The organism is Bathymodiolus heckerae thiotrophic gill symbiont, from assembly GCF_900128515.1.
Taxonomy (GTDB): domain Bacteria; phylum Pseudomonadota; class Gammaproteobacteria; order PS1; family Pseudothioglobaceae; genus Thioglobus_A.
Genome location: NZ_FQTP01000012.1, coordinates 15,990 through 31,390, shown reverse-complemented (window position 1 = coordinate 31,390; position 15,401 = coordinate 15,990). Strand labels below are relative to the sequence as shown.

19 protein-coding genes are annotated in these 15,401 nt (G+C 36.7%); 8 read left to right on the top strand and 11 right to left on the bottom strand.

The window, feature by feature from the left end:
* Positions 1–479 (bottom strand): site-specific integrase (locus BTHERMOSOX_RS02850; protein ID WP_171004630.1); only part of this gene is annotated, 479 nt, incomplete at its 3' end.
* Between the two features lie 60 nt (positions 480–539).
* Here BTHERMOSOX_RS02850 and htpG point away from each other — a divergent pair.
* The gene (gene htpG, locus BTHERMOSOX_RS02845) at positions 540–2,393 is read left to right on the top strand and encodes a molecular chaperone HtpG (protein WP_138119234.1); all 1,854 of its coding nucleotides are present in this window, start codon (positions 540–542) and stop codon (positions 2,391–2,393) included.
* A 184-nt stretch (positions 2,394–2,577) separates the two neighbouring features.
* Here htpG and BTHERMOSOX_RS02840 read toward each other — a convergent pair whose 3' ends face one another.
* Entirely contained in the window at positions 2,578–3,318 is a 741-nt protein-coding gene (locus BTHERMOSOX_RS02840; RefSeq protein ID WP_138119232.1) for an RNA methyltransferase, read from the bottom strand.
* A 14-nt stretch (positions 3,319–3,332) separates the two neighbouring features.
* Here BTHERMOSOX_RS02840 and BTHERMOSOX_RS02835 point away from each other — a divergent pair, with 14 nt between their 5' ends.
* Together BTHERMOSOX_RS02835 and BTHERMOSOX_RS12040 are read left to right on the top strand one after the other, a co-directional pair.
* Complete coding sequence (locus tag BTHERMOSOX_RS02835) at positions 3,333–4,085, top strand: inositol monophosphatase family protein (RefSeq protein ID WP_138119230.1); 753 nt, start codon at positions 3,333–3,335, stop codon at positions 4,083–4,085.
* Between the two features lie 58 nt (positions 4,086–4,143).
* Positions 4,144–4,380 carry a DUF3955 domain-containing protein gene (locus BTHERMOSOX_RS12040; RefSeq protein WP_138119228.1) on the top strand — a complete coding sequence of 79 codons (237 nt, stop codon included), beginning with the start codon at positions 4,144–4,146 and terminating at the stop codon, positions 4,378–4,380.
* On the opposite strand, the gene BTHERMOSOX_RS02825 is transcribed toward BTHERMOSOX_RS12040, so the two are convergent.
* Genes BTHERMOSOX_RS02825 through BTHERMOSOX_RS02815 form a run of 3 tightly spaced genes read right to left on the bottom strand, consistent with a single transcriptional unit; the run spans position 4,361 to position 6,884 of the window.
* The gene (locus BTHERMOSOX_RS02825; RefSeq protein WP_138119226.1) at positions 4,361–5,113 is read right to left on the bottom strand and encodes a YciK family oxidoreductase; all 753 of its coding nucleotides are present in this window, start codon (positions 5,111–5,113) and stop codon (positions 4,361–4,363) included. The genes BTHERMOSOX_RS12040 and BTHERMOSOX_RS02825 overlap by 20 nt on opposite strands.
* Positions 5,113–6,249, bottom strand: a complete 1,137-nt coding sequence (locus tag BTHERMOSOX_RS02820) for a DNA recombination protein RmuC (RefSeq protein WP_138119224.1) — start codon at positions 6,247–6,249, stop codon at positions 5,113–5,115. Before BTHERMOSOX_RS02820 ends, BTHERMOSOX_RS02825 begins: the two co-directional genes overlap by 1 nt.
* Entirely contained in the window at positions 6,249–6,884 is a 636-nt protein-coding gene (locus tag BTHERMOSOX_RS02815; RefSeq protein ID WP_138119222.1) for an HAD family hydrolase, read from the bottom strand. The genes BTHERMOSOX_RS02820 and BTHERMOSOX_RS02815 overlap by 1 nt, the downstream gene beginning before the upstream one ends.
* A 57-nt stretch (positions 6,885–6,941) precedes the next feature.
* On the opposite strand from BTHERMOSOX_RS02815, the gene BTHERMOSOX_RS02810 reads away from it, so the two are divergent.
* Entirely contained in the window at positions 6,942–7,643 is a 702-nt protein-coding gene (locus BTHERMOSOX_RS02810) for a lysophospholipid acyltransferase family protein (protein WP_138119220.1), read from the top strand.
* Position 7,644: 1 nt separating this feature from the next.
* Here BTHERMOSOX_RS02810 and BTHERMOSOX_RS02805 read toward each other — a convergent pair whose 3' ends face one another.
* The gene (locus BTHERMOSOX_RS02805; RefSeq protein ID WP_138119218.1) at positions 7,645–9,066 is read right to left on the bottom strand and encodes a TolC family protein; all 1,422 of its coding nucleotides are present in this window, start codon (positions 9,064–9,066) and stop codon (positions 7,645–7,647) included.
* A gap of 111 nt (positions 9,067–9,177) precedes the next feature.
* On the opposite strand from BTHERMOSOX_RS02805, the gene BTHERMOSOX_RS02800 reads away from it, so the two are divergent.
* From BTHERMOSOX_RS02800 to BTHERMOSOX_RS02785, 4 genes are read left to right on the top strand one after another with little or no spacing between them, the layout of a single operon-like run.
* Positions 9,178–9,687, top strand: a complete 510-nt coding sequence (locus BTHERMOSOX_RS02800) for a YceD family protein (RefSeq protein WP_138119216.1) — start codon at positions 9,178–9,180, stop codon at positions 9,685–9,687.
* Position 9,688: 1 nt separating this feature from the next.
* On the top strand, positions 9,689–9,883 hold the full coding sequence (gene rpmF / locus BTHERMOSOX_RS02795; protein ID WP_138119214.1) for a 50S ribosomal protein L32: 195 nt from the start codon (positions 9,689–9,691) through the stop codon (positions 9,881–9,883).
* A gap of 7 nt (positions 9,884–9,890) precedes the next feature.
* A complete protein-coding gene (gene plsX / locus BTHERMOSOX_RS02790) occupies positions 9,891–10,913 on the top strand; it encodes a phosphate acyltransferase PlsX (RefSeq protein ID WP_138119212.1) in 1,023 nt (340 codons plus the stop codon).
* On the top strand, positions 10,906–11,850 hold the full coding sequence (locus tag BTHERMOSOX_RS02785; protein WP_138119210.1) for a beta-ketoacyl-ACP synthase III: 945 nt from the start codon (positions 10,906–10,908) through the stop codon (positions 11,848–11,850). Before plsX ends, BTHERMOSOX_RS02785 begins: the two co-directional genes overlap by 8 nt.
* On the opposite strand, the gene BTHERMOSOX_RS02780 is transcribed toward BTHERMOSOX_RS02785, so the two are convergent.
* From BTHERMOSOX_RS02780 to queF, 5 genes are read right to left on the bottom strand one after another with little or no spacing between them, the layout of a single operon-like run.
* Complete coding sequence (locus tag BTHERMOSOX_RS02780) at positions 11,847–12,698, bottom strand: polyprenyl synthetase family protein (protein ID WP_138119208.1); 852 nt, start codon at positions 12,696–12,698, stop codon at positions 11,847–11,849. The genes BTHERMOSOX_RS02785 and BTHERMOSOX_RS02780 overlap by 4 nt on opposite strands.
* Positions 12,699–12,707: 9 nt before the next feature.
* The gene (locus BTHERMOSOX_RS02775) at positions 12,708–12,932 is read right to left on the bottom strand and encodes an exodeoxyribonuclease VII small subunit (protein WP_138119205.1); all 225 of its coding nucleotides are present in this window, start codon (positions 12,930–12,932) and stop codon (positions 12,708–12,710) included.
* A gap of 3 nt (positions 12,933–12,935) precedes the next feature.
* Positions 12,936–13,769 (bottom strand): SDR family NAD(P)-dependent oxidoreductase, encoded by an 834-nt coding sequence (locus BTHERMOSOX_RS02770; RefSeq protein ID WP_138119203.1) that lies wholly within the window; start codon positions 13,767–13,769, stop codon positions 12,936–12,938.
* Positions 13,769–14,980, bottom strand: a complete 1,212-nt coding sequence (gene pcnB / locus BTHERMOSOX_RS02765) for a polynucleotide adenylyltransferase PcnB (RefSeq protein ID WP_283204835.1) — start codon at positions 14,978–14,980, stop codon at positions 13,769–13,771. Before pcnB ends, BTHERMOSOX_RS02770 begins: the two co-directional genes overlap by 1 nt.
* Positions 14,970–15,368: a preQ(1) synthase gene (queF, locus tag BTHERMOSOX_RS02760; protein WP_138119198.1), complete on the bottom strand. Its 399-nt coding sequence runs from the start codon at positions 15,366–15,368 to the stop codon at positions 14,970–14,972. Before queF ends, pcnB begins: the two co-directional genes overlap by 11 nt.
* Positions 15,369–15,401: the final 33 nt, after the last annotated feature.

Here is a 15,401-nt window from a genome sequence, read left to right as displayed (position 1 = left end):
GATAAATCCACATCCTTGACATCTAGATTAACCAGTTCAGATACGCGCAAGCCACAAGAATAAATCACTTCAATAATGCTTACATCACGCTGCTCAAAACGACTGGTTTTTTGTGGCTTTAACATCTGTAGTAATTGATCGTAATTAAGCGCACTTGGTAGTGTTTGTGCAATTTTTGGCGTGTGTAATTGCACGGCGCAATTGTGCTTGAGTTGCCCCTGATTAACCAAATAAGTTAACAAACCACGCACAGAAGACATATAACGACGAATACTGCGAGAACAGATATTTTTATGGCGCAATTGCATCATAAATAAATTAAGCATTTCAGAAGTGAGCTGTGACCAAGTGGATATTTTTTGTACATTCAGAAAAATAATTAACTGATGTAAATCACGTTGATACGCTTGCTGAGTGTTCAGCGCATAATTTCGCTCAACTTTTAAATACGAAATAAACTCAATTATTTGCTTTTTCACTTGATTTTTCTGAGCTTGACCATATCAAGACATTTTACGCACAATAAAGGTAACTGGTAAATGACTACAAAACAAACACATTCGTTTCAAACAGAGGTTTCTCAACTACTTCATTTAATGATCCATTCTTTGTATTCTAACAAAGAGATTTTCTTACGTGAATTGGTCTCAAATGCTTCTGATGCCGTTGATAAGCTGAAATTTGAATCACTATCAAATGATGCTTTAATTGAAGGAAAAGAAGAGCTTAAGGTTTTTATTGATGTTGATAAAGATGCAGGTACGATTACTATTACTGATAATGGTATCGGCATGACTGAAACTGAAGTTATGGAAAATATCGGTACCATTGCCAATTCAGGAACCAAAAAATTCCTACAAAGCCTAGATGAAAAACAAGCTGAGGATTCAAATCTAATTGGTCAATTTGGTGTTGGTTTTTATGCCTCATTTATTGTTGCTGACGAAGTGGTTTTAACCACTAGAAAAGCAGGCGATGATAAAACTAACGGCACAATTTGGACTTCGAAAGGTGAAGGTGAATATTCTCTTGAAAGCGCAACAGTTGAAGATTTTGGTACAAAAGTCACTCTACACATCAAAAAAGAAGAAAAAGAATTTTTAGATGATTATCGCCTTAGAGGTATTGTTTCAAAATACTCTGATCACATTACCGTTCCAATTATGATGATCAAACCAGCAGAAGAAGATTCTGACACGATTGAGTATGAAATGGTTAACAAGGCCAATGCATTTTGGACACAAGACAAAAAAGAACTAAAACAAGAAGATTACGATGAATTTTACAAATCATTAACGTTTGATTTTAAAGCGCCGTTAACGCAACTTCACAACCGCGTTGAAGGCAAACTTGACTACACATCATTATTGTTTATCCCTTCTAAAGCGCCATTTGACATGTGGGAGCCAAAGCGCAAAGGCGGCATTAAGCTGTATGCTAAGCGTGTATTTATCATGGAAGACAACGAAGAATTAATGCCAATGTACTTGCGCTTTGTTAAAGGTGTGATTGATACAGCTGATTTATCTCTAAATGTTTCTCGTGAAATATTGCAAGGCAATAAAGTTGTTGATACAATTCGTAAAGCGTCGGTTAGCAGAATTCTAAAAGAATTGGAAAAAATGGCAAAAAACAAGCCTGAGAAATACGCCACTTTCTGGAAAGAATTTGGCATGGTAATGAAAGAAGGTGTGGTTGAAGACTTCAGTAATAAAGACAAAATTGCAAGTCTTTTGCGTTTTGCTACAACCAAATCTGAAGGTGAGGATCAAACCGTATCACTGGCTGATTACATCGAGCGTATGAGTGAAGATCAAAAGGATATTTACTACATTACCGCTGAAACTTACGCAGCAGCCAAAGGCTCACCACATTTAGAAATTTTCAAGAAAAAGGATATTGAGGTGCTACTACTATCTGACCGTGTTGATGAATGGATGGTGAACAACTTTAACGAATTTGAAGGTAAAAATCTTAAATCAATCGCCAAAGGTGATTTAGAAAACCTGGACTCAAAAGAAGAAAAGAAAGAAAAAGAAAAAACGGCTAAGAGTTACAATAAAGTTATTAAAGAAATCAGCAAAATTCTTGAAGCGCAAGTTAAAGAAGTTAAGATTTCAAATCGCTTAAGCGAATCCCCTTCTTGCTTGGTTGCTGACGAAAATGAAATGGGTGGCAACATGGAAAGAATTATGGCTTCACTCGGTCAAGACGTGCCAGAGACTAAGCCAATTCTTGAAATCAACCCAAATCACCCATTGGTTGAAAAACTAAAAACTAAAGTTGATGAAGATTTAGTTAATGTACTATTTGATCAAGCAGTTTTATCAGAAGGTGGGCAGTTAAAAGATCCTGCTGAATTTGTTAAACGCATGAACAAACTTATTAACTAACTTAACAAATTCACAAACAACAAAAAAGCCCGAATAAATCGGGCTTTTTTTATTACGTCATTTGCATTATTTCTGATATTTTTAATATTAGACTAAAAATTACTCAATTTAAGGCTTAAATTAGCTTTAAAACGAATGTTTTATGGGATTTTAAGACTTAAAAAAGGCTTATTTACAAAATTGTCTATTTTTTAAAAGGTTGGACATTCCTAAGAATTCCTCTAAAAATAGCCACCTCTTCTTTTTCAGGCTCTGCACGTCCAAAGAAGCGACGCATGCGACGCATAAGCAGCTCTTTAGGACGCTTTTCTTCAAAATAGTTAATGTACTCAAGCACTTGAGCAAGATGCGCATAAAAACCTTCTAATTCAACATTACTGGCTGTTTCATTAGTGCTTTTTTCAAATTCTGTGGTTGTGCTATAAACATAGTTTTGATAAGCAAACACCTGAATAGCTGAGGCAACATTAAGCGAGAAATAATTTGGATTTCCTGGAATGGTCATTAGAATTTGACACAAATCTAGCTCTTCATTACTCAAGCCTGAGTTTTCAGTGCCAAATACAACAGCAACTTCTTGACCTTTAACAGATACAGTTTTTTGTATTTCACCACATGCACCCACCACATCCATTTGCCTCCACTTAACATTACGCTGGCGCGCACTCGCACCTATTACTAAATGTACGCCTGTTAAGGCCTCTTCAAGCGTATCACAAACTACAGCATTCGTTAGAATGTCGTCTGCCCCGCTTGCTCTAGCGGTTGCCACAGCTGATGGATGGGTCTTTGGACTAACTAGATACAAAGTTGAAAGATTCATATTTTTCATGGCTCTAGCCGCCGCACCAATATTGCCAGGCTCGGTGGTATTAACCATAACCACGCGTACATTATCAAAGGTATAATTTGTGTCTTTTTGCATTTGTCTATTTAATTATGAATCCTACGCTTAATATTGCCGTTAAAGCCGCTAGAAAAGCGGGTGACATCATCTTAAGATATCACAATCAGATTGATCTGCTAACGATTGAAAATAAAGCGGCAAATGACTTCGTTTCTGAAGTGGATAAAGCTGCTGAAGACGCTATTATAGACGAGTTGAAATATGCCTTTCCTGATCATTCGATTTTGGGTGAAGAAAATGGTGAAATCGTTGGCAAAGACAAGCGCTTTGTTTGGATCTTAGATCCACTTGACGGCACCACTAATTATCTACACGGCTTTCCGCAGTATGCGGTTTCTATCGCTTTATATGAAAACAACGAACCAACCCATGCTGTTGTTTACGATCCATTTAAAGAAGAATTATTTACCGCTTCTAAAGGCGAAGGTGCCTACTTAAATGAGCAGCGTATTCGTGTAACTGGTGCAGCGGGTTTTAAAGATACATTAATTGGCACAGGTTTTCCGTTTAAAGCACCTCAACACTTAGATGCTTATCTTGACATGTTCAGGGCAATCCATCCAAAGGTTGCTGGCATTCGTCGCGCTGGCTCTGCCGCGCTTGATTTGGCTTATTTAGCAGCTGGACGACTAGATGGATTTTGGGAAATTGAACTTAATATTTGGGATATTGCCGCGGGCGTACTGCTTGTTAAAGAGTCATGTGGTTTAGTGGTTGATTTTTCACGTCGTGTCTCGTACTTAGATACGGGCAACATCGTTGCAGGTACTGAAAAAGTCTTTTAAGAAATTTTAAAAAGTATTCACCCGCACTTAACCAGCGATTTACAACGCTAGGAGTTTTATGCAAAAGTCTTTTAAAAACATAATCTTGAAAATTTCTTTATTTTTTCTATTCTTGACTGTTGTTTCTGTGCTGATTCAAAGAATTTTTTATCCAATATATGTGGATGCCCAAGGTCTATTACACGAAACTCTGTGGACACCGATTGGCGCTTTTTCTTTCGTGCTAAGCATGGCCAGCTTTATTATTTATTTAATGTTGTTGATTTTTGCATCAATCAAGCGTCGGATAAAGTAAGCTGCTCTCCCTTTATTTTTTTAGATTTTTCACTCATTAAATACACAATCGCAGGGCTTTTACTTTCAGGAAGCGGGTTTTTATCCGAATTTTCAGCGGGATAAGCCGTTCGTCTCATTTCAGTTTTCATACGCCCTGGATCAAGTGAATTTACCCGAATATTAGTTTTTTCCAACTCCTCAGACAGCGTTTTACTTAACCCTTCAATGGCAAACTTACTCACTCCGTACGCCCCCCAATAAGCACGAGCCTCTCGCCCTACCGAAGAGGATAAAAACAACACACACGCATCGGCTGATTTATTAAGCGCTGGAATTAACGCTTGTGTAAGCATGAACGGCGCATTGACATTGATTTGCATAGTCGCATACCAAAGCTTAAGATCGTATTGTTCAATTGGCATCATAGTACCAATAATGCCAGCATTATGAATTAGACCATCAAGCTGGCCAAAATTATCCAAAACATCTTTTTGCAATTGCTGGTAATGCTCAGCTGTTGCACCCTCAAGATCCAAAGGATATAAAATTGGCTCTACAAATCCACCATCAACCACCTCATCATAAGCAGTTTCGAGCGAGCCAAGATCACGACCTAGCATGATCACAGTAGCACCTGCTTTAGCCAAATCCATTGTCATTGCCTTACCAAAGCCGCGGTTTGCACCAGTTACTAAAATAACTTTATCTTTTAGCTCACCTTCGGTGATTGAATAATTTGTTGAAATTTCCATTAATTTAATTCCTTTTTACTTTGTACGCCGAGTGCTTTAAGTTTTTCGGCGCGACCAATCAGATTGCCCTTGCCTTCTGATAATTTACTGCGTGCTTCTTTGTAGCTTTTTTGTGCCTTATCTAAGTGCTTTTCAATATCATCCATTGATTTTATAAAGCCGAATAACTTGTCATACATGGCACCTGCCTGACGTGCTATTTCTTCTGAATTTAAATTTTGGCGTTCTGTTTGCCAAATATGATGCACCGTTTTAAGGCTCATCATTAAAGTAGACGGAGAAACCAATACAATGTTCTTTTTCAATGCAATGGTAAATAGATCAGGCTTGTGATCGAGTGCCACCAATAGTGCTGATTCAATAGGAATAAAGACAAAGATAAAATCAAGCGTCAACACGCCCTCTAAGTTTTCATACTCTTTAATGCTAATGCCATTGATGTGTGCCTCAACTGAACTAACATGCGCCTTTAAAGAGGTTGCATTACTTTGGTCAGCAATGTAGTCTTTATAAGCTTTAAGAGAAACTTTAGAATCGATAATAATGTCTTTTTCATCAGGAAGATGCAAGATAACATCTGGCTTAAAAGACACGCCCTGCTCATTTTTAAGTTGTTTTTGTGTATCAAACTCATGACCTTCGCGCAAACCCGAACTTGACAAAATAGAGCTTAGAATCATCTCACCCCAATCGCCCTGCTGCTTATTATCGTAAGTGAGTGCATTGGTTAAATTTTGTGTGGTTTGCTGTGCTTCAATACTGGTCTTTTTAAGATTGTCAATTTGCGCTGCAAGTGTTGCACGCTCTTTAATTTGCTCTGTAGTAATAATTTCTATTTTATCTCTAAACTCTTTAAGTTGAGATTGCAGTGGCGTAAGAAGCTCTAAATTTTTAATGCTTAACTCATTACGATCTTTGGCTAATATATCACCAGCAACTGCTTTGAAGTCTTTGCTCATTTGCTCTCTGGCAATGTTGATCATATTAATCTGATTTTCATAAGATTTAATTTTTTCATCAAGACTAACTTCTAAATGAATATTCTCTTTACTCAAGACTTGGAGTTGCTTATCTAGATAAAAATAAACACCAATTGCACCCAACAACAATCCTAGCAAAACATAAACAATTTCCATTAAATTAACTCCAATAATTCACTCGGATGAGTGATTAAATAATCATAATTCCAATTTTTTTCAACTTTTCCATACCCATAAGTAACAGCCACAGTTTTAATATTTGCATTAGTGCCAGCTAACATGTCATTTTTATCATCACCAATAAACAAACAACGTCTAGGATCAATTGCTAATTGTGCGCAAGCGTACAATAATGGCGCAGGATGAGGCTTATTAAACTCCAATGTATCGCCACACACTATCACATCTGGATTAATACCAAGTTTTTCTAATAACAAATGTGTTAAATTTTCAGGCTTATTAGTAACAATACCCCAGTGTAATTTTTGCGCTTTTAGCATATTAATTAACGCATCTATCCCGTCGAATGTTGATGAACTTCTATCGATATTATTCGTGTAAATTTCCAAAATCCTTTGATGCCATTTTAAAAACTGAGGGTGACTATCTTCACACTCAAACCCAAACTTGATTAAGGCTTTGCCACCAAAAGCTACCAAAGGTTTTATTTGCTCGTAAGGCTTTTGACTTAATCCATTCTCCTGAAGAAGTTGATTTAGTGCATACGCCAAGTCGGGCGCTGTATCAATTAAGGTACCGTCTAAATCAAATAAAATAGTGTTAACCATCATAGAAAATTGTTAAAATATTAAGCCTATTAATTATAACGTTTACGCTCGTAATTACTCATGCTGTTTTTAAGATCATTACTGTATTTTTTAGGTTCAACTCTAGTGCTTAGTTTTTTGGTTGCGCTAGCCTTATCCTTGTTTTTTTTACCAGTTAAATATCGTTACAAAATTTTATCAAAGTGGTCGTTATTTTGTATGTGGTGGCTAAAAATTACACTCAATATTAAACTTGAGGTTATTGGTAAAGAAAATATTCCAAATGCACCAAGTGTTATCGTCTCTAACCATCAATCTACATGGGAAACATTAGCCTTACAAACTATTTTTCCACACCAAACCTGGGTACTTAAGCAAGAATTACAATGGATTCCAATTTTTGGCTGGGGTTTGGCACTATTAAAACCCATTATTATCAATCGTGATGAAAAATTAAAAGCCATTAAAAAGGTTATAAAACAAGGCTCTGCACGCATTAAAGAAGGAATTTTTGTCGTAGTATTTCCTGAAGGAACACGCCAGCCCTATGGACAGCTTGGTGAATATCAAAATGGTGGCATGGCCATTGCTAAAAAAACAGGCTGCTTGGTTGTGCCGGTTTATCATAATGCTGGAAAAATATGGTCTAAAGGCAGTTTTACCAAGCAATCAGGCACTATTACAATGGTTATTGGTCCAGCAATAGATCCAGCTGGAGAAAATGCATCTACCCTCACCAAAGAAGTGCGAAAATGGACACTCGATATGGCGGAAAAATACTAAATTAATTCGGCAATAATCGGTCTAATAAACTGTCGTATTCAAGCTTATTTTTATACAAACCGATTAACATAACAACCTCTTCAAGTCGTAAATCTTGATAATCATCCATCTCACTAATCACAAATCTTATTTCACCCTGACCTTTAAAATATAGGTTTAACTCATGATTAGGGTCTAAAGTTTGTAATTGCTGCCCAATCAAAGAAAGTTGAATTTGACCTTGTTTAATATCGGTAGCAATCTTTTTAGCGTTAGCAATAATATCATTCAGTTTATTATTGTATTTAAGCTCAAACTGCCTTGATTTTAGCCGGTACTTATCCAGATACACTTGATTGTTAATATCACCACTGAGCGGATATGAAAATACAAGTTTTGCCTCATATTCGGTTTCAGTCGATTTAGAATAACTAGTGTAGTTACCTTTATTATCATCCTTTGTGGCGCTGATAGTGAAGTCAAAATCTGGCAATTTTGAATTTTTATACGTCTCAATGGATCGATTATTTTTACGTATTTCAATATTAATTCGCTTTAAATCTCTCACCATAGTCTGACAATATTGATCAAGATTGTCAATTAGATTAACGCTAAATTGACGCCCAAGTGTGGGTATATTTTTATCAACATCAAGTCCATTAACAGCACTCAATAAAAGTGCATTTTGTGCTATTAGTTTTGACTTTAAACTCAACAATAAACGCTGATGTTTATCGATAGAGCGCTCTAAAATTTCACTATCTCTTGTTTGTCTATCTGTCATCTGAACTTGTATACTAGACAACCTACTAATGGTATTACTAAGCACCTCTATTTGCCATTTATATTCTACCCAATCAATAAATTCAGCCACTTTATCTTCAATAAAATCTTCTTGAACCTCTGCCAACACAAGCTCTTCATCTTTATAATCTAATACCGCTAAATCGTAGGTTTTTTGATCAACAACACCATTTTGATTTTGAAGCAGTGGCAATGTCCAGCTCACACTCAAATCATCTAAATATTCAGTGGTATTTTTGTCAGTTTGATAGCCATTTTTGTCATACATTTTTTCATTTTTAATAGGCAGAGATCGGTCAAATGAAAAACTCAGCTCAGAACCATTGCTAAAGAATTTTTTTGATAAGTCAGATGAAATTTTACGAACTTGCTGATTGGTGCTACGAGCATAATCAGTTGAAGATGTGTAATCATACTTTAACTTGTTTTTATGAATACGACCGAACTCTGCACCAACACCCCAATCCCAATTAGAATAGTTAGCTCGATCACCAATCATTTCAATTTTCTTTATTTCAACATTAATCCTCTCTTTTTCAAAAAACTCATGACTTAATAACAGCTGATGCACAAAGTTATCTTGCGTATACGCACTAGCTGACTGACTCAACATCAAGATAAGTATTGGTAACAAAAGCATCAATATGACCTATTTAAATTAACTAATTATAAGTAAGATTAATTTCATATAAATATTCATTGATCATACTATTTTTGGTAAAATTGTCAAGTTATTTAATGATAGTAAAAGATGCAGGGAATACCAGCTAATATAAAACTTTTAAGCTTTGCCAAAAAAGGATTGATTTTTTCACAGACATACTCTGTTAAAGACTTCCCCAGAATTAGCGAAATTGTGACCAACTCTGGCGACAAGGTTTCAGTTGAATTAAATTTTTATATTGAGAACAATAGAATCCCTTGTATTGAAGGTCAGGTTAAATTAGAGGTTGCACTAGATTGCCAGCGCTGCCTAAATGAAGTTAAACTTCAGCTAAATCTTGTTTTCAAATTGGCTTTTATTATTCATGAAAATCAAGCTGAAGAATTAGATCCAAGCTTTGAGACAATTCTGAATGCAGATGAAGAATTTTCAACAATAGAATTTATAACGGATGAGGTGCTAATAACCATTCCAATGATACCGATGCATTCACACGAATGCCAATCGTACAAGGATATAATCCCAGTAATAGAGCAAGAGCGTGTAAACCCTTTTGCAGTTTTAGAACAATTAAAAAATTCAAACAGGAGTCAATAAAATGGCAGTACAAAAAAGTAGAAAAACCCCTTCAAAAAGAGGTATGCGTCGTTCACATAATGCACTAACAGGTCCAACATTATCAGAAGATCAAGAAACTGGTGAAATCCATTTACGTCACCATGTTACTGCTGATGGTTACTACCGTGGCAAAAAGGTTATCAACACTAAAGACGTTCAAGAAGTAGAAGCTTAAACCCTCTATGACTATTAAGGTATCAATTGATGCCTCAGGGGGAGATCATGGGATACCTGTTACCATAGCGGCAGGTATTAAAGCTCTGAGTGTGTTTCAGGACCTACAATTAACGTTCGTAGGTGATCAAACAACTATTCAGGCCGAAATCAAGAAACACCCTTCTTCTAGAAAAATTTCCGACAGAATTCAAGTTGTTCATGCTACTGAAGTAGTACTTATGAATGAGTCCCCCGCTATCGCCTTGCGAAAGAAGAAAAACTCTTCTATGCGTGTAGCAATCAACCTTGTTAAATCAAACGATGTAGATGCTTGTGTTAGTGCTGGAAATACTGGCGCACTTATGGCTATTTCTCGCTTTGTTTTAAAAACCATTAAAGGTATCGATCGACCTGCAATCATGGGACGCATGCCTACTATGACAGGTCATACACACATGTTAGATCTTGGTGCAAATGTCGACTCAAGTCCTGAAGCTCTATTAGAATTTGCAACAATGGGGTCAACTGCTGTTGAGCAAACTGAAGATATTAAAAATCCTACAATTGGTCTTTTGAACATTGGCGAAGAAGACATAAAGGGCAACGATAAAATCAAAAAAACATCAGCTTTATTAAAGGCTTCAAACTTGAATTATCATGGTTTTGTTGAGGGCGATGATATTTACAAAGGCATTGTTGATCTAGTTGTCTGTGATGGCTTTGAAGGTAATATTGCTCTTAAGGCCAGTGAAGGTGTAGCCAGTATGATGGGGCACTATCTTAAGCGTGCCTTTACTCGAAACTGGGCAACTAAAATTGTTGCACTCATTGCCACCCCAGTATTAAAAGATTTTAAATCTAGTCTTGATCCAGGAAAATACAATGGTGCCAGCTTGTTGGGTTTACGCGGTATTGTAGTTAAAAGCCACGGTGGTGCGAATGTTGAATCATTTTTTGTGGCAATATCTGAAGCTTACCTTGAAGCAAATGCAAATATTATTGATAAAATATCCGCACAAGTCTCTAAAGAATTAAAAAACAATGAATAAATTTGCTCGAATTATTGGCACTGGCAGTTATTTGCCACCAACCATTATTACCAACGATGACCTGTCAAAAACCATTGATACTACTGATGAGTGGATTACTACTCGAACAGGCATTAAACAGCGTCATCGCGTTACCACTGAAAGCACTTGTGATTTAGCCAAGATTGCTTCTAATAAAGCGCTTGAAATGGCTGGTATTGATACGTCTGAATTAGACTTAATCATTCTTGCGACGACAACACCAGATAAAATATTCCCTGCAACTGCAACCATGTTGCAAAATGCAATTGGTGCCTCATGCCCTGCATTTGACTTACAATCTGTATGTTCAGGCTTTGTATTTGCACTAACCACGGCAGAACAGTATATTAAAACTGGTGCTGCTAATAAAGTATTAGTAGTTGGTAGTGAAACCCTATCTAGAATCGTTGATTGGAGTGATCGTTCAACGGCCATTCTATTTGGTGATGGCGCTGGTGCTGTGGTTTTAAGTGGTAGTGAAGAAACTGGCATACTCCATTCTAAATTGTTCAGTGATGGTAATTACCTATCTTCACTACAAGTGAGTAATAATTTTATCAATGAAACCGGTTTTATTGAAATGGCTGGCAATGAAGTCTTTAAAATTGCTGTTAGCCGCCTATCCTCTCTTGCAGAAGAAACACTAGCTGATGCCGGCATGAGCACTGAAGAGCTTGACTGGATGGTGCCTCATCAAGCAAATATTCGTATCATATCAGCGGTAGCTAAACGTATAAAAACACCAATGGATAAGGTTATTGTTACACTAGAGAATCATGGCAACACTTCTGCCGCATCAATTCCACTGGCGCTAGATACAGCTGTTCGAGATGGAAGAATTAAAAAAGGTGACAACCTGTTAATGGAAGGTATAGGTGGCGGTTTTAGTTGGGGTAGTGTTTTAGTTCAATTCTAAAATGACCTTATTTGTAACTTTTGAATTAAAGCTTGCAAGCTTTGCGCATCAACACTCAACAACTCTAAAACACTGCTAGCTTTTTTATATAACGCCTGATAAGACTGCTTAGATTCTGACAAACCAATGATTGACGGATAAGTTGGTTTATTTTTATCACTATCTGAATGCTGATTTTTACCCAATACACCTACCGGCGCTTCAACATCTAAAACATCATCTTGTATCTGATAAGCTAAGCCAATTGCTTGAGAAAATTCTCTCAAGATATTGCGATCTTCTACTGAGCATTGCGCAGTAATAGCACCCAAATCAACTGCGCAACTTAACAAAGCGCCTGTTTTTTTACGATGCATATTTTCAAGCACTGAGATATCAACTGACTGACTAACAATTGATAAATCAATTGCCTGACCTTCAGCCATCTTGAAAGCCGCATGAGTAAGCGTTGATAACAACTCTATCTTTGTTTTGCTATCTAGCAAAGGATCATTAACCAACACCTCAAAGGCTAGCGCTTGAAGACCGTCACCCGCTAAAATCGCTTGTGCTTCATTAAAGTATTTGTGGCAAGCGGGCTGGTTATGGCGAATATCGTCATCATCCATTGCTGGAAGATCATCATGAATTAACGAATAGGCGTGAATAAATTCAACAGAACAGGCGCTTGAATCTACTTTATTTAAATCAGTGTCAAACAAGCTAGCAACACAGTAAGCCAAAATCGGTCTAAAGCGTTTTCCACCGGCGAGCACGCTATAGCGCATAGCTTCAGTAAGAGAGCCCTGGGTCGATAGATAATTATCAAGCTTAGAATTTAGCCGTACAACATGTGTGTCAAATTGCATAACAACTAATTAAGAATCCTCAAACGCAGTTGCATTACTAAAATCATCTTGTTGAGTAAGTTTTGAAATTTTCTGACTGGCATCATTGAGAGCTGTTTGACAAGATTTTGTCAATTCAACACCTTTGGAAAAATGCATCAAAGAATCTTCCAGGCTCAAATCGCCAGACTCCATAGTATTTACAATATCTTCTAGCTCGGTCAAGCCTTTATTAAAATCAAATTTTTTTGTCATAGTTTATCGCTTGCCTCCACCGCCTGCTTGTACGAGTATTTTATCCATTATTCTACTGGGTAGTATCCTTTTCAACACAGCAAACAACTTAGTTGGAAAGGTCACCCAGTAACGAATCTTTGCCTTAGGCGATCTTAAAGCATGCAAGGTACATTTTAAAATTGATTCTGCAGGCAATGTATAGTCAGCCAGTTTATCTGACTTTAGACGTTCAATCATTTGCTTGTAATTTGATTGATAATCACTATTATCCATATCAATATTTGCTTTAAATGCTAAGTATGCGTTTATCCTAAATTTTGATTCAATCGGTCCTGGTTGAATTAAAGACAATTGAACATTCGTATTCATCAGCTCAAGTCTTAGTGTATCTACCAAGCCTTCAATGGCAAATTTAGAAGCATTGTAAGAGCCACGAAAAGGCATTGCTACAAAACCCAAAACAGAGCTTAAATAAATAATTCTTCCGTTATTAGAGTCTTTCATACCTGGCAACACAAGATTGGTTAGCTCATGCCAGCCAAATACGTTGGCTTGAAATTGTGCCTCAAGTGTTTTTCTAGAAACATCTTCCAAAGCACCTACCTGTCCATAAGCGCCATTATGAATCAATCCATACAATTCATCGACCTGCTCATAAATAGCTTTTGTCGCTTGTTTGATTGACTTTGAAGAACTAAGATCTAATTGATAAGACTCAAAGCCTAATTGAATTAACATTTCTACATCTTGAGTTTTTCTTGCTGTGGCAAAAACACGATAGCCGGCTTGTTTCAAACCTTGTGCAAGACACAAGCCAATACCACTTGAACAGCCCGTAATTAAAACCGCTTGCATTATTTTGATCGAGGCTTTCTTCGCTCTGAATAGATATCTTCAGGCTTGTAACCTACTTGCGCCTTCGTCCAAAAATCAGCAACTGGCTTAAGCTCTGGATTGATACTTTGCGAACGTAGTACTAAAAAGTTATAGGCCATACGAAAATCTTTACTTGCCAACATATCCTCAACTTTCTTCGGTTGCATTTTTTCAAGTTTAGTTTGCGCCATCCAGGTCTCTTTGATACGCGCTGTTAGCCATCTTGGTAATGAGACTTGCTTTATTTGATTAATAATAACTTCTTCTGATGCTTGACTCATTGCCAGATAAATACTTCTTTGCTTCTGTTTAATTAGTTGGTAGCGCTCATTTTGAGCTTGCCATAAAAATACAGCAAACAAAAAAGCAGGTGTAACAGGCTTATTTCTTTTGATTCTATTTGAGGTGTTATTAAGCGCAATCTTAATAAAATCATTCTTACGAGTTTGCTTAAACAAATGCTTTAATAAATCGTATTTTTCCAGGCGTTCGTAAACTTTAAAACCATATTCATTATGAAATAACTTAATACATTCTTCGTATAGTCTGGCTGGCGATATATTACTGAGTAAGGGCGCCTGTTGATAAATGGATAATTTTATTTCATTACTTAACTCAAAATTAAGTTTGGTTTGAAATCTAACCGCTCTAATCATACGAACAGGATCTTCTTCAAACCGAACTAACGGCTCACCAATGATATGAATTTGACGAGAATCAATATCTTCTAATCCGCCAATATAGTCAATTACCTCTTCAGTACGAACATCATAGTACAATGCATTAACTCTAAAATCACGACGAACAACGTCTTCTTCAATTTTTCCGTAACAATTATCTCGAACAATAACACCACTTTTTGCCGTTTTAACTTGGCCAGATCTAAAGGTTGCCACCTCTAAATATTTTCTTGCTGAAAACATCACATGCACTAAGCGAAAGCGCCTACCAATTAAACGGGAGCGTTTAAATAATTTGTTAACCTGTTCGGGCTTGGCATTCGTAGCAATATCAAAATCTTTAGGTTTTAGATCCAATAATAGATCACGCACACAACCGCCAACGAGATAAACTTCAAACCCTGCTTTTGCAATGGTTTGAACAACTTTAAGCGCATCTCTGTCGATCAACCTCTTGTCAAAGTTGACTTTTTTTCGAACAGGATTCGAGCTTTTTTTTCTACGAAATATATTGAAGATCGACAATTGGCTTTGGACTCCACCCGTCTTGTTGGTGTTCGGCAATAACAGACGTATAAACGCCGCCACGAACATTAAAAATAGCTTTTAAGCGCATAAATCTAGGGTTAGTCGCGTTAACTAAATCATCTAAGATTTCGTTAGTAACCGCCTCATGAAAAGCACCTTCATCACGAAATGACCAAATATACATTTTTAAAGATTTGAGCTCAACACACGCTTGATCAGCGATATATTCCAAATGCAGTGTGGCAAAATCAGGCTGTCCAGTTTTAGGACAAAGGCAAGTAAACTCTGGCATATCGATTTGAATAACAAAATCACGCTCAGGATTCGGATTGTCAAAAACTTCAAGTTCTTTACTAGGCTGTGAAGACATGGTTTCTTTTAGAGGAAAATGATGCTATTTTAC